The organism is Micromonospora haikouensis (assembly GCF_900091595.1).
Taxonomy (GTDB): Bacteria; Actinomycetota; Actinomycetes; order Mycobacteriales; family Micromonosporaceae; genus Micromonospora; species Micromonospora haikouensis.
Genome location: NZ_FMCW01000018.1, coordinates 15,340 through 36,659 on the forward strand (window position 1 = coordinate 15,340; position 21,320 = coordinate 36,659).

Here is a 21,320-nt window from a genome sequence, read left to right on the forward strand (position 1 = left end):
CGTGACACCGCCGGCCGGAAGGAGAAGGAGTTGTCTCATGGTGGCGTGTCCGTAGCCGTCATGACGCACCCGTCCCGGCGACACCTCGCGGAGGACCTCGCGCGGCGGCTGGCTCCCTACCCGGTCGAGATCGTCCTCGACCCCGAGCCCGACGGCCCGCCGCGGACGCTGCGCACCGCCAGCGCGGCGTGGGCCGCCGTCGGGCCCGGCTGCACCCACCACCTGGTGTTGCAGGACGACGCGGTGGTGTTCCCCGGTTTCCTGGAGCACGCCTTCCGGGCCGTGCAGGCCCGGCCGGACGGCGCGGTCGCCCTGCACAGCGACTGGGGGTCGCGCAACGGTGCCGCCGTCCGGATGGCCGCCCTGCTGGGCGCGCGCTGGGTCCGCGCCGTCTGCGACTACGTGCCGACCATCGCGCTGGCCCTGCCGGCCACGGCGGCCAAGGGGCTCGTGGACTACCTGGCCGGGCAGGACCCGGACGAGGCGGACGACGTCGCCGTGGCCCACTTCGCGCGGGACGTCGGGCTGCCGGTCCACCTCGCGGTGCCGAACCTGGCGGCGCACCACGACGTGCCGAGCGTGGTCGGCAACAACGACCGGGGCCGCCGCGAGGCGTCCTGCTACGTGGGCGAGCCGCCGCCGGGCTGGTCGCCCGACCCGGCGCGCACGCTCGACGGCTTCGACTGCCTGCCCTACTTCAAGCACGGCGAGCCGCGCGTCGTGGTCGAGAACGACCGGCCCACCAACAACTGGAGCCCGGTGCCGCTGGAGGCCGCCGTCGACCGGTTCGGCGTCGACGTGCCGGCGCTGCGCGAGCGGTACGCCCGCGACGTGGCGGACCCGCAGCCCTGGCTGGCCGACCTCGCGGCGCGCGTGCCGGCCGACCAGCTGTGGTCGCTGTGGGTGACGGCGTGCCTGATGGGCCTGGCCCGCACGCGGGTGGAGCCGTTCCGGTCGCTGTGGGACTCGTGGGGTCGGCCGGTCGAGCCGGTGCTGCGCGAACGGGTCCTGGCCACGCTCGCCCTCGGCGGGATGTTCCCCCGGGTGACGCACCCCGAGGTGGAGCGGCTCGGCGCGGCTCCGGCGCGGCTGGCCGCGCTGGGGTTGGCCGCCGGCGACGCCTGGGGGCGCGACTGACCGCCGGGGCCGCCCGCGCCCCTCGTCGTCCGTCAGATCGGAGCACAGCGCCATGGCCCCCACGGCCGCACTGGTCGAGGCCTCCGGCCTCGTCAAGGAGTTCCGCCGCCCGCGCAAGGCGCCGGGCCTGGCCGGCGCGCTCCGGCACCTGGTCACCCGGCGCTTCGACGTCCACCGCGCCGTCGACGGCATCGACCTGCGCGTCGACGAGGGCGAGTCCGTGGCGTACGTCGGTCCGAACGGCGCGGGCAAGTCGACCACCGTGAAGCTGTTGACGGGCATCCTGGTGCCCACCGCCGGCGAGGTGCGCGTCGCCGGGGTCGTGCCGCACCGGGACCGGGTCGCCAACGCGCGCAACGTGGGGGTGGTCTTCGGCCAGCGCACGCAGCTGTGGTGGGACCTGCCGGTGCAGGACACGTTCGAGCTGCTGCGCGACATGTACCGCATCCCGGCGGCCGACTACCGCCGGTCGATGGACCGGCTCTGCGAGGTGCTGGAGATCGGTTCGCTGCTGCCGGTGCTGGCCCGCAAGCTGTCCCTCGGGCAGCGGATGCGGGCGGACCTCGCCGCCGCGCTGCTGCACGAGCCCCGCATCGTCTACCTCGACGAGCCGACCATCGGGCTCGACGTCTCGGTCAAGGACCGGGTGCGCGCCTTCCTGCGCCAGCTCGTCGCCGACGGCACGACCGTCCTGTTGACCACGCACGACGTGGGCGACATCGAGGAGGTGTGCCGGCGCATCGTCGTCGTCGACGAGGGGCGGATCCGGCACGACGGCCCGGTCGATGTCCTGCGCGACACCCTGGCGGGCCACTCGACGGTGCGCTTCCAACTGGCCGCGCCCGCGCCGCTGGAGCTGATCCGGCAGCACCTGCCCGACGCCGAGGTGAGCGCCGGGGCCGGCGAGCGCGACCTGGTGGTCCGCTTCGACCGGACGCTGCGCCCGGCGGGCGCGGTCGCGGCCGCCGTGATGGGGCTGGTCGAGGTGCGGGACCTGCGCATCGACGACGAGGGGGTCGCCGACCTGATCCGCCGGCTGCACGACCGCGACTCCCCGGCCGCCCTGACCGGTGCCGGCTGATGCGGCCCTACCGGGCCATGGCGCGGATCGCCTGGCGCAACGCCCTGGCCTACCGGGTGCCGTTCCTGATGAGCCTGTCCATGCTGGTGTTCAACCTGGTGGCCATGTTCGCGCTGTGGCAGGCGCTGCTGGGCGACGGCAACTCGCTGGCCGGCTTCACCTGGCCGCAGATGAAGGCGTACCTGCTGGTGTCGTTCTTCACCAACTGCCTGGTCTCGACGTTCACCGACTTCGCGATGGCCTCCCGGATCCGCAGCGGCGCGGTGGCCGTCGACCTGGTCAAGCCGGTGGACTACCAGAAGGGCCGCTTCGCCGAGGCGCTGGGCTTCGCGCTGCTGGAGACGGCGGCGGCGGCGACCGTGTGCGCCGTGGTCCTGGTGGCCTTCGGCGGGGTGCCGCTGCCGCCGCCGGGGCGGCTCGCCCTGTTCGTGGCGAGCCTCGCCGCCGTGGTGCCGCTGAAGTTCCTCATCGTCTACATGTGCGGGCTGATCTGCTTCTGGACGCAGAACTACCTGGGCATCAGCCTGGCCCGGGTGGCGGTCTCCGGGATCCTGTCCGGGGCCACGGTGCCGTTGGCGTTCTTCCCGGCGTGGCTGCGCCACGTCGCCGAGGCGCTGCCGTTCCAGGCCGTCACGAACACCCCCGCGATGCTGTTCCTGGGCCGCTCCCCCGGGCTGCCGGGCGCGCTGGCGGTGGCGGTGCAGCTGCTGTGGGTCGTGGCGCTGTGGTGGCTGGCCCGGCGGCTGTGGCACGTCGCGGTCCGCCGGCTCACCGTGCACGGGGGCTGAGCCGGTGCACACCCTGCGCGTCTACCGGCGCTGCCTCGGCGCGCACCTGCGGGCCACCCTGGAATACCAGGCCGACTTCTGGATCCTGGTGGTCGCCGCCGTGCTGACCCAGGGCGCCGGCCTGCTGCTCATCGCGACGATCTTCGCCCGGGTCCCCCGCATCCACGGCTGGGGGGTGTGGGAGGTCGTGTTGATCTTCGGGATGATGGTGCTCGCCCAGGGTGCCAGCGAGCTGCTCGCCGAGGGCACGTGGGGGCTGGCGGGGCTAATCAACCGCGGCGAGCTGGACCGGATGCTGCTGCGGCCGTACCCGTGCCTGTTGCAGGTGTGCAGCAGCCGGGTCGGCATGAACGCGTTCGGCAACCTGACCGTCGGCGGCGGGCTGCTCGGCACCGCGCTGGCGCACCTGGACGTGGCGTGGACGCCGGGGCGGGTGGCGCTCGCGGCGGTGCTGCTGCCGAGCGCGCTGCTGATCAAGGTGTCGCTGACGGTGGTGGCGAACTCCACGTCGTTCTGGCTGCGGGGGGCGATCAACACCTTCGCCGCCGGCCTGGACCAGCTCGGTGAGCTGACGAAGTATCCGCTGAGCATCTACTCGGTGGGGTTGCAGGCCGTGCTGGCGACCGCCCTGCCGTTCGCGTTCATCGGCTTCTTCCCGGTGTCGGCGTTCCTCGACCACGGGCGGCTGGCGTGGGTGGGCCTGCTGACGCCCCTGGTGGCGGCCTGGTGCGTGCTGCTCGCCGTCGCCGTGTTCCGCCGGGGGCTGCGCCGCTACGACAGCGCCGGGAACTGAGCCGGCCCGAGCCGACCAGCCGGCCCCGGGAGGGCCGCCGCCCGCCCGCCTCAGCCGACCGACGCCCGGGGGCCGTCGAACGCGTCGAGGGTCAGGGTGGCCTCGCCGGCCCGCGCGCGGATGGCCGCGACGGTCTCGTCGACCGTCAGGTCGCCGTTGTCCAGCCAGAGGCCGACGCCGGCCAGCTCACCGGCCATCTCGTCGGCCAGGTGCAGCCAGCCGTGCAGGACCGTCTTGTGCGGGCGGCGCTCGTCGCGTACCGCCGCGACGGCCAGGTCGGGACGGAGCATCACGAAGCCCAGCGGCGCGGGGTGCAGCAGCTCCAGGTAGTGCCGCAGCCGCTGCCGGGACGTCACCACGTAGTCGAGGGCGACGAGGAAGTCGGCGGCGAGGAAGGAGCGCGCCAGCAGGCACTGGTTGCGGACGTTGAGCAGGATCTGCCGCTCGGCCTCCTCGTCGTGCTGCGGCTGCGGCGGCCGGCTGCCGGCGACGATGAGCCGTTGCAGCGCGTCGCCCTCGACGTGCACGCCCCGGGGCACGGAGCGGGCCAGCGCGCGGGCGGTCGTCGACTTGCCGGCCCCCGGCACCCCGGTGACCATCCAGACCCGGGGCCCGGCGTCACCCCCCGGCACCGGCCATGACCTCCTCGCGCACGTCGCGCAGCAGTCGCAGGGCGCGGGTCAGGTCGCCCGGGTCGGCGGACAGGGCGGCGAGCGCCGCCTCGACGCCGCCGCGGAACCCGGCCGGGGTGGTCGGGAAGGTCGCCGCCTCCGCCACCGCGCCCTTCTCGTTGACGAGGTAGCGGCCGGCGGTGGCGAAGAGCACCTGGGTGAGGCAGGCGACGGCCCGGTAGGCGCAGCCGGTGACGTACGCGACGTCGCCCCGGCCGGCGGCGGTGACCGCCGTGTCGAGGGCGAACTGCGACTCCCAGCCGAACTGCCCGACGAGTGCCTTCGCCAGCGGCTCGGGGTAGGGGTCGGTGAGCGAGCGCAGCTGCGCGAGCACGCCCTGCGGGTCGTGGAACGCGACGTTGTGGTGCAGCTCCCCGGCGTAGATGACGGTGCAGAACCCGTGCGGGTGGCCGGGCTGGTAGTGGATCTCGGGCCGCCCGGCGGCGCACGCCCGCACGACGGCGCGCACGCGGTCGACCTCCCGCAGCAGGACGTCGGTCTTCACCCCGTCGACGACGAGCCAGCCGCCGCCGTTGATCCACGGCCCCCACTCGCCGTAGTCGGTGCACCCGGCGTCGCCGCTGTCGTCGATGCGGGCGAACGCGGCGCTCAGCTCCCGGACGTCGGGCCGGCCGTCGCGGTGGTAGTAGACCCCGACGTCCACGTCGGACCTGCGGTCGGCGGTGCCCCTCGCGCGCGATCCGCCGAGGGCGAGGCCCGCGATGCCGGGCAGCCCCGAGAGCGCGTCACGGATCTTGGCGAGGATCGCGTCCTGTTCGGCGTCACCCACGGGCCGCCACCCTTTCTGTACCGTCACCGGCCGCGTGCCAACGTAGCACATCCCGGGCCCGCGCCGGGCCGCCCTCAGGGGCCGGCAATAGGGGTTTCCAGCCGTTCTCGACGTGTCGTATAAGGGCGTCGCATCGGCACTGGGAAATCAATTCTGGACCGGTCGAAGACATTGACGTACGCTGCGGTCTGACGACACGGTGGCGCCGCCATGGCATCGAGTGCCATCGACGGCCACGACCGAACTACGAACCATTGCGGGGGCTCTCATGATTCGGCCTTTGCCGTGACGGATGCGCAACGCCGGGCGCTCGCCGAGAAACTGCGCCGCCACGCGGCGACGGCCGGGCGGCCGGTGCGGTCCTTCCTGCGCCGGCCGTACCTCACCGTCTTCCCGTCCACGGCGCGGCTGCGCCGCTGGCGGCACCGCGGCCACGCCAAGCTCGCCCACGGCCGCACGTTCTGGGGCGACCGGCTGCGGGTGCGGCTGCCCGACGAGATCTCCATCGCGATCCGCCGGCACGGCTTCATCGAGTACGAGCTGAGCGCCTTCCTGCTGCGCCACCTGCGCACCGGGGCGACGTTCCTCGACGTCGGCGCCCACCTCGGCTACTTCACGGTGCTGGCGGCGCGCTGCGTCGGCGAGTCCGGCCGGGTCGTGTCGTTCGAGCCCACCCCCGCGACGTACGCGCTGCTGGCGCAGAACGTGGCCGGCCTCGGCAACGTCACGGCGGTGCCGGCGGCGGTCTGGTCGTCGCCGGGGACACTCTCGCTCACCGACCACGGCGTCGGCTACAGCCCCTACAACTCGGCCTACCGCTCCCGGCTGCCGGCGGCGGTGCGGCAGCGGGTGGCCACCACCGTGCACGAGGTCGCCGCGGTCACCCTCGACGAGTACGTCGCGGCGCGGGCGCTGACGCCCGACGTGGTGAAGATCGACGCCGAGAGCGCCGAGAAGAACGTCCTGGAGGGCATGGGCCGCCTGCTGGGCACGGTGCGCCCGGTCGTCTCGCTGGAGGTCGGCGACCTCGACGTGCCGGGCGCGCCGCGCAGCGCCGAACTCGTCGAGTTCATGGTCGGCCACGACTACCGGGCCTACGAGCTGTCCGACGGAATACCGCGACCGCATCGACCGAGGTCATCGTATGAATACGACAACCTCGTCTTCGTCGCCGCCGAGAAAGGACACCTGTTCGATGTATGACGTCGTCGTTCGGTCCGGCACGGTCGTGGACGGCACCGGGGACGCCGCCCGGACCGGTGACGTCGCCATTTCCGACGGCCGGATCGTGGCGGTCGGCAGGGTTTCCGGCCGGGGCCGGCGCGAGATCGACGCGGACGGGTGCATCGTCACTCCCGGATTCGTCGACATCCATACGCACTTCGACGGCCAGGTGACCTGGGACCCGTTGTTGACGCCGTCCTGCTGGCACGGCGTGACCACGGTGGTGATGGGCAACTGCGGCGTCGGTTTCGCCCCGGTGACCGAGCCCAACCGGGAGTGGCTGATCGGGCTGATGGAGGGCGTCGAGGACATTCCCGGCGCGTCGCTGTCCGAGGGCATCCGGTGGGCGTGGGAGAGCTTCCCGGAATACCTGGAGGCGGTCGCCGGCCTGTCCCGGGTGATGGACGTCGGCGCCCAGGTGCCGCACGGCGCCGTCCGGGCGTACGTGATGGGCGAGCGGGGCGCCGCCAACGAGCCGGCCACGCCGGAGGACATCGCCGCGATGACGGCCATCGTCCGGGAGGCGATGCACGCCGGGGCGCTCGGGTTCTCCACCTCCCGCACGACCACCCACCTGGCGATCAGCGGCGAGCCGGTGCCCGGCACGTTCGCGGCCGAGGACGAGCTGTTCGCCCTCGGCGGGGTGCTCGGCGAGCTGGGCACCGGCGTGTTCCAGCTGGTGCCCGCCGGGGCCGGCGGCGAGCCGATGGAGGACCAGTTCCGCGAGGTCAAGTGGATGCGGCGGCTCTCGGCGCAGGTGGGCCGGCCGATCACGTTCGGCCTGTTCCAGAACGACCACGAGCCGCACCTGTGGCGGGAGATCGTCGACATGGCGCGCCGGGCCAACGAGACCGAGGGCGCGCAGCTGTACCCGCAGATCGCCGGGCGGCCGTTCAGCGTCATCGTGGGCCTGGAGAGCACCCACCCCTTCAAGCGCCGCCCCACCTACCAGGAGCAGCTGGCGCACCTGCCGCTGGCCGAGCGGGTGGCCCGGATGCGCGACCCCGAGATCCGGCGACGGATCCTGGCCGAGTCCCCGGCCAGCGTCAACCCCCGGGCGCACCTCTTCCCCGAGGACTACGAGAAGTACTTCCCGTTCGGCCGGCAGCCCGACTACGAACCCGGGCGCGAGGACAGCGTCGCCGCCATCGCGGCCCGCGCCGGCCGCGACTGCGAGGAGGTCATGTACGACCTGCTCGTCGCCGGGGACGGCACGCAGACCTTCCTGCGTCCGCTGCTCGGCTACAGCGAGTTCAGCCTCGACCCGATCCACCAGATGCTCCGCGAACCGCACTGCGTGGTCGGGCTCAGCGACGCCGGCGCGCACTGCCGGCTGATCTGCGACGCGAGCACCCCGACGTCGCAGCTGACCCACTGGGCCCGGGACCGCTCGCGCGGCGAACGGCTCGGGCTGGAGTTCGTCGTACACAAGCAGACCTGGCAGACGGCCGCCCTGTACGGGCTGCGCGACCGGGGGCTGCTGCGGCCCGGGTTCAAGGCCGACGTCAACGTCATCGACTTCGACAACCTCGCGCTGCGGCCCCCGCAGTTCGTGCACGACCTGCCGGCCGGCGGCGGCCGGCTGATCCAGCGGGCCGACGGGTACCGGGCCACGCTGGTCTCCGGCGAGGTGACGTTCGTCGACGGCGAGCACACCGGCGCGCGCCCCGGCCGGCTGGTCCGGGGCGCCCGCGACACCGCCGGGGCGCGGCCGTGAGCCGGGCGCGGCGGCTGCGGGTGGGCCTCGTCGGGTGCGGCCAGATCGGCCGCATGTACGCCGAGCACCTGGCGGCGTCCGGCGACGTGGCGCTGACCTGCCACGACACGCGCGCCGGGCAGGCCGCGGCGCTGGCGGCACAGGTCGACGGCGAGGCGTGCGACGACGTCGAGCGGCTCCTCGACGGCGCGGAGGCGGTGGTGGTGACCTCCTCGACGGAGAGCCACGACGCGCTGGTCGCGCTGGCGCTGGAACGCAAGCTGCCCACCTTCTGCGAGAAGCCCCTGACGCTGGACCTGCACCGGACCCGGGAGCTGGGCCTCGCCGCCGACCACGGCGGCACCCCGCTGTGGATCGGCTTCCAACGCCACTTCGACGCCGGGTTCAGCGCGCTGCACGACCGGATCGCCGACGGCGACCTCGGCACCGTCTACACGGTGCGGATGTTCTCCCACGACGCCGCCTGGCCGCCGCCGGAGCGCCTCGCCGCCTCCGGCAGCATCTTCCGCGACCTGATGCTGCACGACTTCGACATGGTGCGGTGGCTCACCGGCCGGGAGGTCAGCGGCGTCGCCGCGATCGGGGACGTGCTGGCCGTGCCCGAGCTGGTCGAGCTGCACGACTACGACGCGGTGGCGGCGACGCTGGGCGTCGAGGGCGGCGGGGTCGCCGTGCTCACGGCGGGGCGGCACAGCCCGCTCGGCTACGACGTCCGCATCGAGGTGCTCGGCTCGCGGGACTGCCTGACCGTGGGGCTCGACGACCGGACCCCGATGCGGCAGGTCACCGAGCACGGCCCCGACCGGCGCCCCCGCCACCACGACTACCGCGACCGCTTCGCCGCCGCGTACCGCGCCCAGATCGACGCGTTCCTCGCCGCCGCGCGGGGCGGCGAGCCCGACCCCCGGGCGGGCACCTGGCGCGACTCGTACGCGGCGCTGGCGCTGGCCATGGCGGCGGAGCGGTCCGTGCGTACCCGGTCCTTCGAACCGCCGGTCGAGGCGACGCCGTAACGCGCGGCCTGCCGTGACGCGGCCCGGGGAGCGCACCGACGCACCGACCCGTCGGGCGGGGCGCACCGGCCCCGGCGACGTACCGCCACCTGACTGAAGGGTTGTCCCATGACCAGACGCGCACTCGTCACCGGAGCCGGCGGCTTCATCGGCGGCCACCTGGTGACGTACCTCCAGGCCCAGGGCTGGTGGGTCCGCGGCGCCGACCTGCGGCTGCCGGAGTTCCGCGCCACGACCGCCGACGACTTCGTCGTGGGCGACCTGCGCGACCCGGAGGTCTGCCGGCGGGCGTGCGACGGCGTCACCGAGGTGTACGCCCTCGCGGCGGACATGGGCGGCATGGGCTTCATCTCGAAGGACCCGGCGACGATCCTGCGCAACAACGCGCTGATCAACCTGCACACCGTCGAGGCGGCCCGGCTGGCCGGCGCGCAGCGCTACTTCCTCGCCTCGTCCGCCTGCATCTACCCCGAGTACGCGCAGACCACGCCGGACGTGCGGCCGCTGCGCGAGGACGACGCGTTCCCCGCCGGCCCGCAGGACTCCTACGGGTGGGAGAAGCTGATGGCGGAGCGGCTCTGCGTGTACTACGCCGAGCAGTACGGCCTGGACGTCCGCATCGCCCGCTACCACAACGTGTACGGCCCCTACGGCACCTGGGACGGGGGGCGGGAGAAGGCCCCCGCCGCGTTGTGCCGCAAGGTCGCCGAGGCGCCCCCCGGCGGCGAGGTGGAGATCTGGGGCGACGGCCGGCAGACCCGATCGTTCTGCTACGTCGACGACTGCGTCGAGGGCACCTACCGGCTGATGCGCAGCGACCACGCCGAGCCGGTGAACATCGGCTCCGACCGCCTGGTGACCATCGACGAGCTGGCCGCCCTGGTGATGACGGCGGCCGGCCGCGACGACCTGCGCCTGCGGCACGTCGCCGGCCCGCAGGGGGTGCGCGGGCGCAACTCCGACAACACGCTGGTGCGCCAGGTGCTGGGCTGGACCCCCGACATCCCCCTCGAGGAGGGCCTCGCCGTCACGTACCGGTGGATCGCCGGTGAGGTCGCGGCCGCGCGGGGCGCCGCGGCGCACGCGACGCCGGCATGACGTCCCCCGGTTTCGTCCTGTTCGACCTCGACGGCACGCTCATCCGGCCCGGCGCGCCGGTGCAGCGCCTCCACATGTCCACGATGGCCGCCGCCATCGCCGACGTCTGCGGCGCCGCCGAGGAGTTCCGCTACGAGGGCGGCCAGCTCTTCTACGCCGACATCGACCTGGCGGGCTTCACCGACGCCGGCACGGTGCACGCGGCGCTGCGCCACCACGGCGTCCCCGCCGGCCGGCTCCGCCAGCTCACCCGGCAGGTCATGGACGCGCTCGCCGCGCGCATCGGCGGGTCCGCAGCCGACGGGGGCGCCGGCGACCTGCTCTCCGGCTGCCGGGCCCTGCTGGAGGCGCTGCGCGGCCACGGCTGCCCGCTGGGCATGAGCACCGGCAACGCCCGGTCGGTGGCCCGGTGGAAGATGCGCCGCACCGGCCTGGCGGACCTGCTGCGCGACGGCGGCTTCGGCGACGCCGCCCGCGACCGCGACGACGTGGTGGCCGCCGGGGTGGCCGCGCTGGGCGGTGCCGGGCCCGGCGTGGTGGTCGGCGACACCGCCAAGGACGTCACGGCGGCGCACGCGTCGGGCCTGCGCTGCCTCGCCGTCGCCACCGGGGCCACGCCGGCCGACGAGCTGCGCGCGGCGGGCGCGGACGCGGTCGTGGCGGACCTCGGCGGCAGCGCCGCCCTCGACGCGGTGCTGCGGCTGCTCACCCCCGTTGCATCCACAGAAGGAGTCCGATGAGCGAGACACTGCCCCGCGTCGACGTCGTGATGACGACCATCGGCGACGGCGAGGCGTTCCTGTCGGCGTACCGGACGCTGCTCGGCGCGGCCGACGCGTACCGGCGGGTGCGGATCGTCGTCATCCCCGACCGCAAGACGCCCGCCGCCCTGTTCGACAACGTCGAGCGGGCCCGCCGCGACGGCCTGCACGTCGTCTGCCCCACCGTCGCCGAGCAGGACGCCCTCCTGGCCGACCTGGGCGCCCCCACCCTCGTGCCGTACGACTCCGACAACCGGCGCAACGTCGGCTACCTGCTGTCCTGGCAGTCCGACGCCGACTTCCTCGTCTCCGTCGACGACGACAACTTCCCCATCGACGGCGACTTCCTCACCGCCCACGCGATCGTGGCCGCCGGCCCCCGGCCGGCGCGGGTCGTCACCGCCGCCTCCGGCTGGTGGAACCCGTGCGGGCAGCTCACCGTCGCGCCGATGCCGGTCTACCCGCGCGGTTTCCCGTACGCGCACCGCAACCCCACCCCGACCGCCGAGCGCACCGAAACGGTCGACGTGCGGATCAACGCCGGGCTGTGGCTGGGCGACCCCGACGTCGACGCGATCACCCGCATCGCCGTGCGGCCCGAGGTGACCGCCATGCCCGCGCCGGCCCTGGTCTGCGACACCGACACCTGGGCGCCGGTCAACTCGCAGAACACCGCCGTGCACCGCGACGCCATCCCCGCCTACTACTTCCCGCGCATGGGCTACCGCCACCACGGCCAGGAGATCGACCGGTACGCCGACATCTTCAGCGGCTACTTCGTGCAGGCGTGCGCCAAGCGGCTCGGGCACGCCGTGCGGTTCGGCGACCCGCTGGCCCGACACACCCGCAACGAGCACCTGCTGCTGCGGGACCTGCAACAGGAACTCACCGCGATCGCGGTCCTGGAGGACGTGCTCGCCTGGCTGCACGACGCCAAGCTCGACGGCGACACCTACGCCGAGGCGTACGTGTCGCTGTCGTACCAGCTCCAGGACGCCGTCGAGGCGATGACCGGTCGGGTGTGGACGCACGAGCTGCGCGGCTTCGTCCACCAGATGGCCCACCTGATGCGGCAGTGGGTCGGCGTGCTCCAGCGCTGCCACGGCGGAACGCCGGCATGAGCCGGCGCACCGTCCTCGTCACCGGCGCGACCGGGGCGATCGGGCAGGCGGTGGCGCAGGCGCTGGCCGGCCCGGACGTGTCGCTGGTGCTGCACTACCACCGCGACGTCGCCGCCGCCGAGCGCCTCGTGGCCGAGTTGACGCCGCACACGGCCGGCGTCGCCACCGTACGGGCCGACGTCGGCACCGACGCGGGGGTCGCGGCCGTGCTGTCGGCGGCGCGCCGGGCCGGGCCGGTGGACGTGCTGGTCAGCAACGCGGCAGTGCTGCGCCCGGCCCCGGTGGCGCGGGTGCGCGCCGACGACTGGTCGGCCACCCTCGCGGTCAACCTGACCGCCGCGATGCTGCTCATCCGGGGCGTGCTGCCCGACATGACCGGCCGGGGACACGGCCGGATCGTGGTCACCACGTCCGTGGCGGGGCTGCGCGGCTGGCCGTTCCAGGCGGCGTACGCCAGCGCGAAGGCGGGGCTGGTGGGGCTGGTCAAGTCGGTGGCCCGGGAGACCGCCCGGTTCGGGGTCACCGCCAACGCGGTCGCACCGGGCTACGTGCCGTCGGCGATGAGCGCGCAGGGCGGCGACCCGGCCCGCGCGGCGATCCTGGCGCAGACGCCGATGGGCCGGGCCGGCACGCCCGCCGAGGTGGCCGCCGCCATCGCGTTCCTCGCCTCCCCCGGGGCCTCCTACGTCACCGGGCAGGTCCTCGCCGTCGACGGGGGGATGAGCGCGTGACGGTCCCCCGGTACGCGCTGCTCTTCCCCGGCCAGGGCGCACAGTTCCCCGGCATGGCCCAGCGCTTCCACGACGCCTCCCCCGCCGTGCGGGACCTGTTCGACCTGGCGGAGTCCCGCACCGGCCTGCCGCTGCGCGAGATCTGCTTCCGCACCGAGCGCACCGACCAGGCGCGGACGGACTGGAACCAGCCGGCGGTCTTCCTCGCCGGCCTCGCCGGCTGGTACGCCCTGGTCGAAGAGGCGGCGCGGCGCGGCGCGGAACACCCGCCGGTGTGCGTGGCCGGGCACAGCCTCGGCCACTTCACCGCCCTCGCGGCGGCCGGGGCGTTGTCCGCGACCGACGCGCTGGACCTGGTGGCCCGGCGCGGCGAGCTGATGCACCGGGCCAGCCTGGCCGCCGACGGCGCGATGGCGACCCTCATCGGGCTGTCCGAGCCGGCCGTCGCCGACCTGGTCCGCGCGGCCGGGGACGACGCCGTCTCGGTGGCGGCGGTGAACGGCCCCGACCAGGTGGTCGTCTCCGGCGCGGGCCCGGCCGTCGCCGCCGTCTCGCAGCGGGCCGTGGCGGCGGGCGCGGAACGGGTGGTGCCCCTCGCCATCGCCCTCGCCGCGCACTCGCCCCTGATGGCCCCGGCCGACGCGGGGTTCGCCCCGCTGGTGGCCGACGCCGACCTGCGGGAGCCCCGCGTCCCGGTGGTGCTGAACACCACCGGGCGGGCCAGCCGCGACGTCGCGGAGATCCGGGCCGACCTGCACCGGCACATGCTGGCCCCGGTGCGCTGGTGGCAGTGCCTGGCCACCGCCCGGGACGCGGGCGCCGACCTGCTGGTCGACGCGGGGCCCGGCCGCACGCTGAGCAAGGTGCTGCGCCGGGACCTGCCGGCCGACGCCGTGCACTCCCTCGACCATCCCCGTGGACTGGAGGCGCTGCTCCCATGACCCGCAAGGTCCTCTTCTGCCCCTGGTCGGCCGGCGGCGGCGCCGGGTACACCGGCCGGGCGCTCGCCGCCGCCGCGCGGCTGCGCGGGCGCTTCGAGTGCGCCTTCGGCCCGTCCGGGGTGCCCCGGATGGTCGCCGAGGGCGGCTACCGGATGATCGGGGAACCGGCGCCGGACGGCGCGCCGAAGCGGGTGCCGGCGTTCCTGCCGTTCGCCAACGTGGAACGCGTCTACGCGGTGACCGCGCGCTACTACCGCCGGTCGGTGCTGGCCGAGCACCTGCGGCGGGACCTGGCCGCCATCGACGAGTACCGGCCCGACATCGTGGTCACCGACATGCAGCCCACGGCGGTGCTCGCCGCCCGGCTGCGGGGCCTGCCGCTGGTGTCGATCGCCGACACCGACTTCCTCAGCCCCGACCCGCTGGCGTGGATGCCGTGGAGCGCCGCCGGCCCGACGACGCTGCTGCCGCACCCGAGCGCCCTGGACGCCCTCGACGCCGTCGCCACCGAACACGGGCTCGACCCGGTCGGCAGCATCCCCGAGCTGCTGTGGGGCGACCTGACGGTGGTGCCGAGCGCGCCGGAGGTGGAGCCGCCGCCGCCCGCCCCGCCCGGCCGGTCGGGGCCGGCGTACGTCGGCCCGCTGTACTGGGATCCGCCCGGCGCGCCGTACGTGCCGCGCGCCGCCGCCGGCACCCGCCGGGTGTACGTCTCCATCGGCAGCGGCGGGATGGTGGCCGACACGGCGCTGCGGGAGGTGCTGGCCGCGTGCGACCGGCCCGACCTGTCGGTGTTCCTGTCGGCCGGGTTCGCGGCCCGCGAGTGGCTGCACCGCTACCCGAACGTGGAGCTGGGCGGGTTCACGGGCATCACCGGGCCGATCGGCTGGGCGGACCTGGTGGTCAACCACGGCGGCTACTCCACGGTGCTCGCCGGCCTGCTGCACGGCAAGCCGCAGGTGGTCCTGCCGTTCATGAGCGAGCAGGAGGCCAACGGCCGGCAGTTCCTCGCCGACCACGGCGCGGGCCTGGTGGCGCGGACCACCGAGGTCGAGCCCGACGGCCGGATCCGGTACGTCAACCGGCACTCGGGGGCCACCGACGATCCGGTCGTGCCGGCGGCCGACCTGGCGGCCACGATCGCAGAGGCGCTCGACGACGCCACGCTGACGCAGCGGGCCGGCTACGCCCGCGACAGCCTCGCCCGGCTGCGCGCCGAGTCCGACCTCGCGGAGTCGTTCGCGGCGCTGCTGCGCTGAGCGGCCCCCGGCTGTGCCGAGCAGTCCACTGTGCCGGGCGGCGCATGTCCCACCACGGCACGCCGCCGGTGCCCGACGCCGGCCCGCCCGCGCGGGTCAGCGCCAGGTGCCGGCGGCCAGCCCGCGCAGCAGCTCGGAGCGCAGCAGCTTGCCGTTGACGTTGCGGGGCAGCCGGTCGACGACGACCACCCGGGCCGGCACCTTGTACGCGGCCAGCCGCCCGTGCAGGAACGCGTACAGCGCCCGGTGGTCCAGCTCGCGGGCGGCCTCGACGAACGCCACGACCTCCTGCCCGCCGCCGGGCCCCGGCGCGCCGACCACCGCGCAGTCCCGCACGGCGGGGAACGCCCGCAGCGCGTCCTCGACCTCGGCGGCCGGCACCTTGTTGCCGGCGACGTTGAGCGTGCCGCCCCGGCGGCCGAGCAGGTGCAGCCGCCCGTCGGCGTCGAGCCGGCCCACGTCGCCGGTCGGCTGGGGCCCGTGCCCGGCCGGCCCGGGGGGCGGCCCGGCGGCGTGGACGCGGGTCGGCGGGCCGGCGCAGGACACGAGGACGTCCCCGGGGCCGGGCGCGGGGTCGACGGTCAGCGTCACCCCGGCGACCGGCCGGCCGACGGAGCCGGCGACCGACTCGGTGTCGAGGGTCAGCATGCCGTGCTCGGAGGTGCCGTAGTGCTCGCCGATGCGCCAGCCCACCGCCTCCGTCCACCGCCGGCGGTCCTCCGGCGGCAGTGGCGCGCCCGCCGAGACGCAGAGCCGGGGCCGGTGCCGGGTGGCGAGGCCGGCGGTCGAGAACCACCGGTACAGCAGCGGCACGGACAGCAGCACCGCCACCCGGTGCCCGTCGACGGCGTCGGCCACCGTGCGCGGGCCCGGCCGCTGGTCCAGCGCCACGTACGTGCCGCCGGCGACCAGCGTCGTGACGATGCCGCCGCACAGGGCGTAGCTGTGGTGCGGCGGGGTCGTGCAGGCGACCACCTCGCCGGGGGCCAGCTCCAGCGCGGCGGCGAACGCCCGCGCGTTGGCCGTCACGGCCGGCCAGGGCCGCTCCACGCACTTCGGCCAGCCCTCGCTGCCCGACGTCGACAGCCCCAGCCCGGCGGGCCCGTCCCCGGCGGGGACCTCGGGCGGCCCGTGGTGGCCCACGGCGGCGAGCCGGTCGGCGTCCCCGGCGACGGACCCGTCGAGCCCTGCGAACCCGGCGACCGTGAGCCCCTCGACCGTGAGCCGGTCGCCGTCGCCGGTGACGAGCCGGTCGGCGCGGAACAGCGACCGGGCCCGGTCCCGCTCGTCGTCGGCGGCCCGGGCGTCGCCGACGAGCAGCGGCACGTCCGCGATCGTGGCGGCCACGACCGTCACGGCGACGTCGGCCGCGCACCGCGCGACGGTGGCGGCCCGGCCGGTCAGCCCCGCCGCGAGCCCGTCCGCCCGCCGCAGCAGCTCGGCGTACGTCAACGTCCGGTCGCCGGCGACGACCGCCGGGCGGTGCGGGTTCCTGCCCGCCACCTCGGCGAGCGCGTCCGCGAGGGTGGCCGGGCCGCTCATCGGGCGAGCACCACGTCCCACGCCCCGGGCCGACCGGCCACGACGACCACGACCCGGCCGGCGGCCTCCCCCTCGGCGGCGGTCTCCGTGCCGGGGGCGGCGGGCGGGGCGACCGCCTCGGCGAGGGCGCACACCGGCCCGACGGCCGGCGAGGACGCCCCACCGACCCAGGTCCGGGCCCGGGGGAACGCCGCGCCGAACTCGGCGCGCGCGGCCTGCTGGACGGCGACGGTCGCGCCGCACAGCCGCACGTCGGCGACGGCGGCCGGGTCGACGCCGGCCGCGTCCAGCACGTCGGGCAGCGCCCGGCCGGACGCCACGCCCCGGGCAACCGACAGCCGGTGGCGGTCACCGGCGTCCCCGGTCGCCTCCCGGCCGAGCAGCACGGCCGCCACGTCGCCGAACTGGGCGTGGTGCGGCACCCCGAGCCGGTCCAGCGCCGCGTCCGCGAACGGGGTCAGCGCCTCGTACGCGCCGACCAGCACCGTGTCGGCCTGGCCGGTGGCCAGCCGGCGCACCGCGTGCAGGAGGGCCTGCATCCCGCCGTCGCGCCCGAGCAGCGTCGTCGCCGCGCCGCCGAGCCCGTGCGCCACCGCCGCCGCCGACACCAGCGAGTGCGGCGAGTAGTAGACGAACATCTCCGGCGCGAGCCACTTCGGCCCGGCCTCGTCGAGCTGCTCGTGCATGACCTCGCCGACGCGGGCCATGCCGTAGAGGGTGCCCACCGCGACCTCGGTCTCCCGGCGGGCGGCGGTGTCCAGCCCACCGGCCGCCACGACCCGGCCGACGACGTCGGTGAACCGGTCGACCACGACGCGGGTCAGGTCGGGCTCGGCGGGCCAGCCGTCGCGCCCCCGGGCCCGGTTGCGCGCCGCCTCGTCGAGGGCGAACCGGTCGCTGCCGCCGGCCGCCAGCCGCACCGTCGTCACGGTCGCCGCGCCGACCGCCGCCGTGTGCACGCCCGCTCCCGTGCCCACCCCGGCTCCCGTGCTCACGCCCGCTCCCAGACGACGGCCGTGTTGACGCCGCCCAGGCCGCAGGAGACGGAGACGGCCGACCGGGCGTCGACAAGCTCTCGGGGCTTGGTCACGATGTCGTGCTCCCTCCACTGCGGGTCGACGGGCTCGGCCGCCGTCGTCGGGGTCAGCGTCCCGTGCCGCAGCGACAGCAGGCACGCCAGCGACTCGATGACCCCGGCCGCGCCCTGGCAGTGCCAGAGCAGACCCTTCACGCTGTTGATCGGCAGCGTCCGGACCCGGTCGCCGAAGACGTCCGCGAGCGCCCGCATCTCGGCCACGTCGCCGAGCTTGGTGCCGGGGCCGTGGGCGTTGACGAACGAGACGTCGCCCGGCGCGAGGGCCGCGGCGGCCAGCGCGCGGCGCAGCGCCAGCTCGATCCCGGCGGACTCGGGGGCCGCCATGTGGGTGGTGAAGCTGCTCGCCCCGTAGCCGGCCAGCCGGCCGAGGACGGCGTCGTCGCCGGGGGACGGCCGGCGCAGCAGGCAGGCGGCGGCGGCCTCGGACAACGCGATGCCCCGCCGCGCCTCGTGGAACGGCTGGCAGCCGTCCACGCCGAGCGTGCGCAGGGCGGCCAGGCCGTGAAACGCGGACTTCGACACCGTGTCCGCGCCGACGACGAGCGCCTCCTCGGCGTCGCCGGCGAGCAGCAGGTCGCGGGCGTACCCGAGGGCCACCGCCCCGGAGGCCGACGCGCTGCCCACGGTGACGGCCGCGCCGAGGCCGAGCTGCTCGGCGGCGCGCTCGGCGACCCACCCGGCCAGCGCCGCCCGGTCGTCGCCCGCCCCGGCGAGGGCGTGGCCGAGGGCGTTGCCGCCGGTGTCGGTGGTGCCGACGACGAGCGTGACGCCGGCCCGGCGGCCCGGGTCCAGGCCGTCGAGCGCCTCCCCGGCGGCCAGGCAGACCAGGTCGAGCAGGCGGTCCGGGGCCACCACGTCGGCGGCGGACGCGCCGGCCACCGCGCCGGCCCGGTGGCCGCGCGCGGCGTCGTACGGCATGGGCAGCCGGTGCGCCCGCTCGGCCAGCAGGCCGTCCCACAGGGCCGGCACGCCGTGGCCGGTGGGGGCCACCACGCCCATCCCGACCACGTCGAGCCGGCCGCCGGTGCGGCCCTCCGGGCGGTCGGCGGCGACGGCCGCGGCGGCGAGGGACGCGACCGACGCCGCCGGGTCGAGCACGGCGTCGTCGGGGATGGTGAGGTCCCACCGCTGGTGCAGCTCGGCGGCGACGGTGATCAGGGTGACCGAGTCGACGCCGAGGACGGTCAGCGGCTCGTCGTCGCCCAGGCCGTCGACCTGCGCCGGGTCGCGGTAGCGGGCCAGCAGCTCGCGGACGCGGTGGACGACCTGCGGCAGGCCCGGTTCAGCCATGGGCGGCCGCCTCGGCGGCGCGGAAGCCGGACGCGGTCGCCTCCAGCGCGGCGTCGACGTCCTCGTCGGTCATGGCGCCGCAGACGTACCAGTGGTGGTTGGGGTGCAGCAGCAGGCCCCGCCGGGTCGTCTCGGTGTAGAACGCGTCGTGCGCCCGGCCGCGCGCCGCCTCGTCGGGGTCGGTGAACCGCAGGAACGGCATCTGCGGCACCCCCAGCACCCGGCCGGGCAGGCCGTGCTCGGCGAACTGCTTGGCCAGCCCCGCCTGGAGCCGCTCGCCGAGGCGCTCGACGTGCGTGAGGATCGCACCGTCGCGCAGCTGGCTGATGGTGGCCACCGCCGCCGCCATCTCGGCGCCGTTGACGTGGAACGTCGAGCTGATGTGCACCTCGCCGACGGCCCGCATCACCTCCTCGCGGCCCACCAGGGCGGAGATCGGGTAGCCGTTGGCCATGGCCTTGCTGAACGTCACCAGGTCGGCCCGGACGTCGTAGCGCTCCTGCGCGCCGCCGGGGGCCATCCGGAAGCCGGAGCGCATCTCGTCCAGGACGAACAGCGCGCCGTGCTCGTGGGCCAGCTCCGCCGCGCCGGCCAGGAAGCCGGGGGCCGGCGGGTCCACCTCGAAGGGCATCATCAGCAGGCAGGCGACCTCCCCGGGGTGGCGCTCGAACGCGGCCCGCAGGCTGTCCAGGTCGTTGTAGTCGAAGCTGTCCACCACGGCCTGGGCCTCGGTGGGCACCCCGCCGGGGCGGGTGGCGCACCAGTCGTGCCAGCCGTTGTAGCCCCAGCGGATCACCCGCGTCCGCCCGGTGTGCACGCGGCTGAGCCGGACGGCGGCGCTGGTGGCGTCGGAGCCGGTCTTGAGCAGGAAGACCTTCTCGGCGTGCGGGATCACCGCCGTCAGCAGCTCCGCCAGCTCCACCTGGACCCGCTTGCGCAGCGTGATGGCGAAGCCGTCGCGGATCTCCCGCAGGACCGCCTCGGTGACCACCGGGTCGGCGTGCCCGAGGATGATCGTGCCGTAGGCGAGGATCAGGTCGAGGTAGCGGTTGCCGTCGACGTCCCAGATGTGCGCGCCGCTGGCGCGCTCGCCGTACAGCGGGTACGCCCCGTCGACGAGGCGGTCGCGGGCCAGGACGTAGCCCTCGTAGGCGAGGGTGGCGTCGACCGCCACGGCGCGCCGCCGCAGCGCCTGGGACTCGCTCAGGTCGAGTGGGCCTTCTCCGGTCATCGGTTCCTCTCCTCGTCGCGGTGCTGGTCGGCGGGCGCGACCCGGTCGGCGTAGCACCACGCCTGGTTGCGCACGATCCGCCGCCAGACGCCCTCGTCGTCGCCGGTGGCATCGGGGTCCGGCGTCGGCAGGTCGAGCTGGCGGTGCAGCTCGTCGCCGAGCCGGGCCAGCGCCGCCTCGCACGCCTCGAAGACGGCGAGCACCGGGGCGTACACGGAGGTGTCGTCGGCCTGCGCGCCCGCCCAGCGGTGCGCGCCGATGAGGGTCCGGCCGAGCTTCTGCGCCGCGCGGGACGCGGCGAGCAGCTCGGTGGCCAGCGCCGGATACGCCTGCTCGACGGCCAGCGCGGTGAGGAACAGCGACGGCTGGACCGCGCCGAGCACGACCACGTGCAGGGCCCGGGCGGCGGGCCCGGTAAGGCCGTCGCGCCGCCAGCGCCGGGCGACGGCGCGCAGCGCCGGCAGGTCCTCGGCCAGCGCCACGGCGGTCGGCTCCAGCAGCGTGGTGCGCAGCGCGGCGGCGTCGTCGGGCGGGGTGAAGTGCACCGTGGCGAACCGGCAGCAGCCCCGGACCACGTCGGGGGTGACCGGGATCCGGCGGCGGTACCCGTCGGCCGGCGGCGCGTCGGTGTCCAGCACCTCCAGCACCTCGCCGTCGTACGCCACGGCGAGCACCATGTGGTCGAGGAAGTGCGCGACCCCCTCGAACTCGTCGCCGGGCCAGTAGTAGCGGTCCGGCATCAGCACGCACGGGGTGCCCGCGGCGACCAGCGCGGTGAACTCGTCCCAGTGCTCGTGGCCGTCGACCGCGTTGCGCCAGTCCAGCCGGCCGTGCCGGAACCAGGAGGACTTGCGCCGGTCGCCGCGCAGGTCCAGCGGCACGGCGAGGGCCTGGGCGATCTCCCGGTTGTCGAGGCCCTCGGCCCGCAGCGCCGACTCGACGCAGCGCAGCAGGCAGCTCAGCCCGTCCATGGGGCCGTCGTCCCAGCCCAGCGACAGCCCCGGGTCCATAACCGGGGGGCGGCGGGTCCGCGTCG

At 75.6% G+C, this 21,320-nt stretch carries 20 protein-coding genes; 13 read left to right on the forward strand and 7 right to left on the reverse strand.

Annotation, left to right across the window (positions count from 1 at the left end; translation table 11 throughout):
- Positions 1–45: 45 nt before the first annotated feature.
- From GA0070558_RS18930 to GA0070558_RS18945, 4 genes are read left to right on the forward strand one after another with little or no spacing between them, the layout of a single operon-like run.
- Positions 46–1,137 carry a hypothetical protein gene (locus GA0070558_RS18930; protein WP_141722258.1) on the forward strand — a complete coding sequence of 364 codons (1,092 nt, stop codon included), beginning with the start codon at positions 46–48 and terminating at the stop codon, positions 1,135–1,137.
- Positions 1,138–1,189: 52 nt separating this feature from the next.
- Positions 1,190–2,218, forward strand: a complete 1,029-nt coding sequence (locus GA0070558_RS18935; RefSeq protein ID WP_091281994.1) for an ABC transporter ATP-binding protein — start codon at positions 1,190–1,192, stop codon at positions 2,216–2,218.
- Positions 2,218–3,006: an ABC transporter permease gene (locus GA0070558_RS18940; RefSeq protein WP_091281998.1), complete on the forward strand. Its 789-nt coding sequence runs from the start codon at positions 2,218–2,220 to the stop codon at positions 3,004–3,006. Before GA0070558_RS18935 ends, GA0070558_RS18940 begins: the two co-directional genes overlap by 1 nt.
- Positions 3,007–3,010: 4 nt before the next feature.
- The gene (locus GA0070558_RS18945; RefSeq protein WP_077937610.1) at positions 3,011–3,799 is read left to right on the forward strand and encodes an ABC transporter permease; all 789 of its coding nucleotides are present in this window, start codon (positions 3,011–3,013) and stop codon (positions 3,797–3,799) included.
- 50 nt (positions 3,800–3,849) lie between these two features.
- Here the strand turns inward: GA0070558_RS18945 and GA0070558_RS18950 are convergent, their stop codons facing one another.
- Complete coding sequence (locus GA0070558_RS18950) at positions 3,850–4,431, reverse strand: AAA family ATPase (RefSeq protein WP_198956553.1); 582 nt, start codon at positions 4,429–4,431, stop codon at positions 3,850–3,852.
- On the reverse strand, positions 4,418–5,260 hold the full coding sequence (locus GA0070558_RS18955) for a nucleotidyltransferase domain-containing protein (RefSeq protein WP_158229424.1): 843 nt from the start codon (positions 5,258–5,260) through the stop codon (positions 4,418–4,420). The genes GA0070558_RS18950 and GA0070558_RS18955 overlap by 14 nt, the downstream gene beginning before the upstream one ends.
- A gap of 285 nt (positions 5,261–5,545) precedes the next feature.
- Between GA0070558_RS18955 and GA0070558_RS18960 the strand changes: the two genes are divergently transcribed.
- The 9 genes from GA0070558_RS18960 (at position 5,546) to GA0070558_RS19000 (ending at position 15,125) form a co-directional block, all read left to right on the forward strand.
- A complete protein-coding gene (locus GA0070558_RS18960) occupies positions 5,546–6,463 on the forward strand; it encodes an FkbM family methyltransferase (protein WP_256092017.1) in 918 nt (305 codons plus the stop codon).
- Positions 6,456–8,201, forward strand: a complete 1,746-nt coding sequence (locus tag GA0070558_RS18965) for an N-acyl-D-amino-acid deacylase family protein (RefSeq protein WP_091282004.1) — start codon at positions 6,456–6,458, stop codon at positions 8,199–8,201. Before GA0070558_RS18960 ends, GA0070558_RS18965 begins: the two co-directional genes overlap by 8 nt.
- Positions 8,198–9,214 (forward strand): Gfo/Idh/MocA family protein, encoded by a 1,017-nt coding sequence (locus tag GA0070558_RS18970; protein ID WP_218107034.1) that lies wholly within the window; start codon positions 8,198–8,200, stop codon positions 9,212–9,214. Before GA0070558_RS18965 ends, GA0070558_RS18970 begins: the two co-directional genes overlap by 4 nt.
- 108 nt (positions 9,215–9,322) lie before the next feature.
- A complete protein-coding gene (locus GA0070558_RS18975) occupies positions 9,323–10,312 on the forward strand; it encodes an NAD-dependent epimerase/dehydratase family protein (RefSeq protein WP_077937607.1) in 990 nt (329 codons plus the stop codon).
- The gene (locus tag GA0070558_RS18980; protein WP_091282007.1) at positions 10,309–11,052 is read left to right on the forward strand and encodes an HAD family hydrolase; all 744 of its coding nucleotides are present in this window, start codon (positions 10,309–10,311) and stop codon (positions 11,050–11,052) included. The genes GA0070558_RS18975 and GA0070558_RS18980 overlap by 4 nt, the downstream gene beginning before the upstream one ends.
- Positions 11,049–12,194: a hypothetical protein gene (locus GA0070558_RS18985; RefSeq protein ID WP_091282011.1), complete on the forward strand. Its 1,146-nt coding sequence runs from the start codon at positions 11,049–11,051 to the stop codon at positions 12,192–12,194. Before GA0070558_RS18980 ends, GA0070558_RS18985 begins: the two co-directional genes overlap by 4 nt.
- Positions 12,191–12,925 (forward strand): SDR family oxidoreductase, encoded by a 735-nt coding sequence (locus GA0070558_RS18990; RefSeq protein ID WP_091282014.1) that lies wholly within the window; start codon positions 12,191–12,193, stop codon positions 12,923–12,925. The genes GA0070558_RS18985 and GA0070558_RS18990 overlap by 4 nt, the downstream gene beginning before the upstream one ends.
- A complete protein-coding gene (locus tag GA0070558_RS18995) occupies positions 12,922–13,866 on the forward strand; it encodes an ACP S-malonyltransferase (protein WP_091282017.1) in 945 nt (314 codons plus the stop codon). Before GA0070558_RS18990 ends, GA0070558_RS18995 begins: the two co-directional genes overlap by 4 nt.
- A complete protein-coding gene (locus tag GA0070558_RS19000) occupies positions 13,863–15,125 on the forward strand; it encodes a glycosyltransferase (RefSeq protein WP_091282020.1) in 1,263 nt (420 codons plus the stop codon). The genes GA0070558_RS18995 and GA0070558_RS19000 overlap by 4 nt, the downstream gene beginning before the upstream one ends.
- A gap of 96 nt (positions 15,126–15,221) precedes the next feature.
- Here GA0070558_RS19000 and GA0070558_RS19005 read toward each other — a convergent pair whose 3' ends face one another.
- Genes GA0070558_RS19005 through GA0070558_RS19025 form a run of 5 tightly spaced genes read right to left on the reverse strand, consistent with a single transcriptional unit; the run spans position 15,222 to position 21,255 of the window.
- Complete coding sequence (locus tag GA0070558_RS19005) at positions 15,222–16,667, reverse strand: class I adenylate-forming enzyme family protein (protein WP_091282024.1); 1,446 nt, start codon at positions 16,665–16,667, stop codon at positions 15,222–15,224.
- Entirely contained in the window at positions 16,664–17,662 is a 999-nt protein-coding gene (locus tag GA0070558_RS19010) for a beta-ketoacyl-[acyl-carrier-protein] synthase family protein (RefSeq protein WP_141722259.1), read from the reverse strand. Before GA0070558_RS19010 ends, GA0070558_RS19005 begins: the two co-directional genes overlap by 4 nt.
- Positions 17,659–19,053: a beta-ketoacyl synthase N-terminal-like domain-containing protein gene (locus GA0070558_RS19015; protein WP_091282029.1), complete on the reverse strand. Its 1,395-nt coding sequence runs from the start codon at positions 19,051–19,053 to the stop codon at positions 17,659–17,661. The genes GA0070558_RS19010 and GA0070558_RS19015 overlap by 4 nt, the downstream gene beginning before the upstream one ends.
- The gene (locus GA0070558_RS19020; protein ID WP_091282033.1) at positions 19,046–20,284 is read right to left on the reverse strand and encodes an aspartate aminotransferase family protein; all 1,239 of its coding nucleotides are present in this window, start codon (positions 20,282–20,284) and stop codon (positions 19,046–19,048) included. The genes GA0070558_RS19015 and GA0070558_RS19020 overlap by 8 nt, the downstream gene beginning before the upstream one ends.
- Positions 20,281–21,255, reverse strand: coding sequence for a hypothetical protein (locus tag GA0070558_RS19025; RefSeq protein WP_141722260.1), 975 nt, complete (start codon positions 21,253–21,255; stop codon positions 20,281–20,283). The genes GA0070558_RS19020 and GA0070558_RS19025 overlap by 4 nt, the downstream gene beginning before the upstream one ends.
- Positions 21,256–21,320 lie beyond the last annotated feature (65 nt).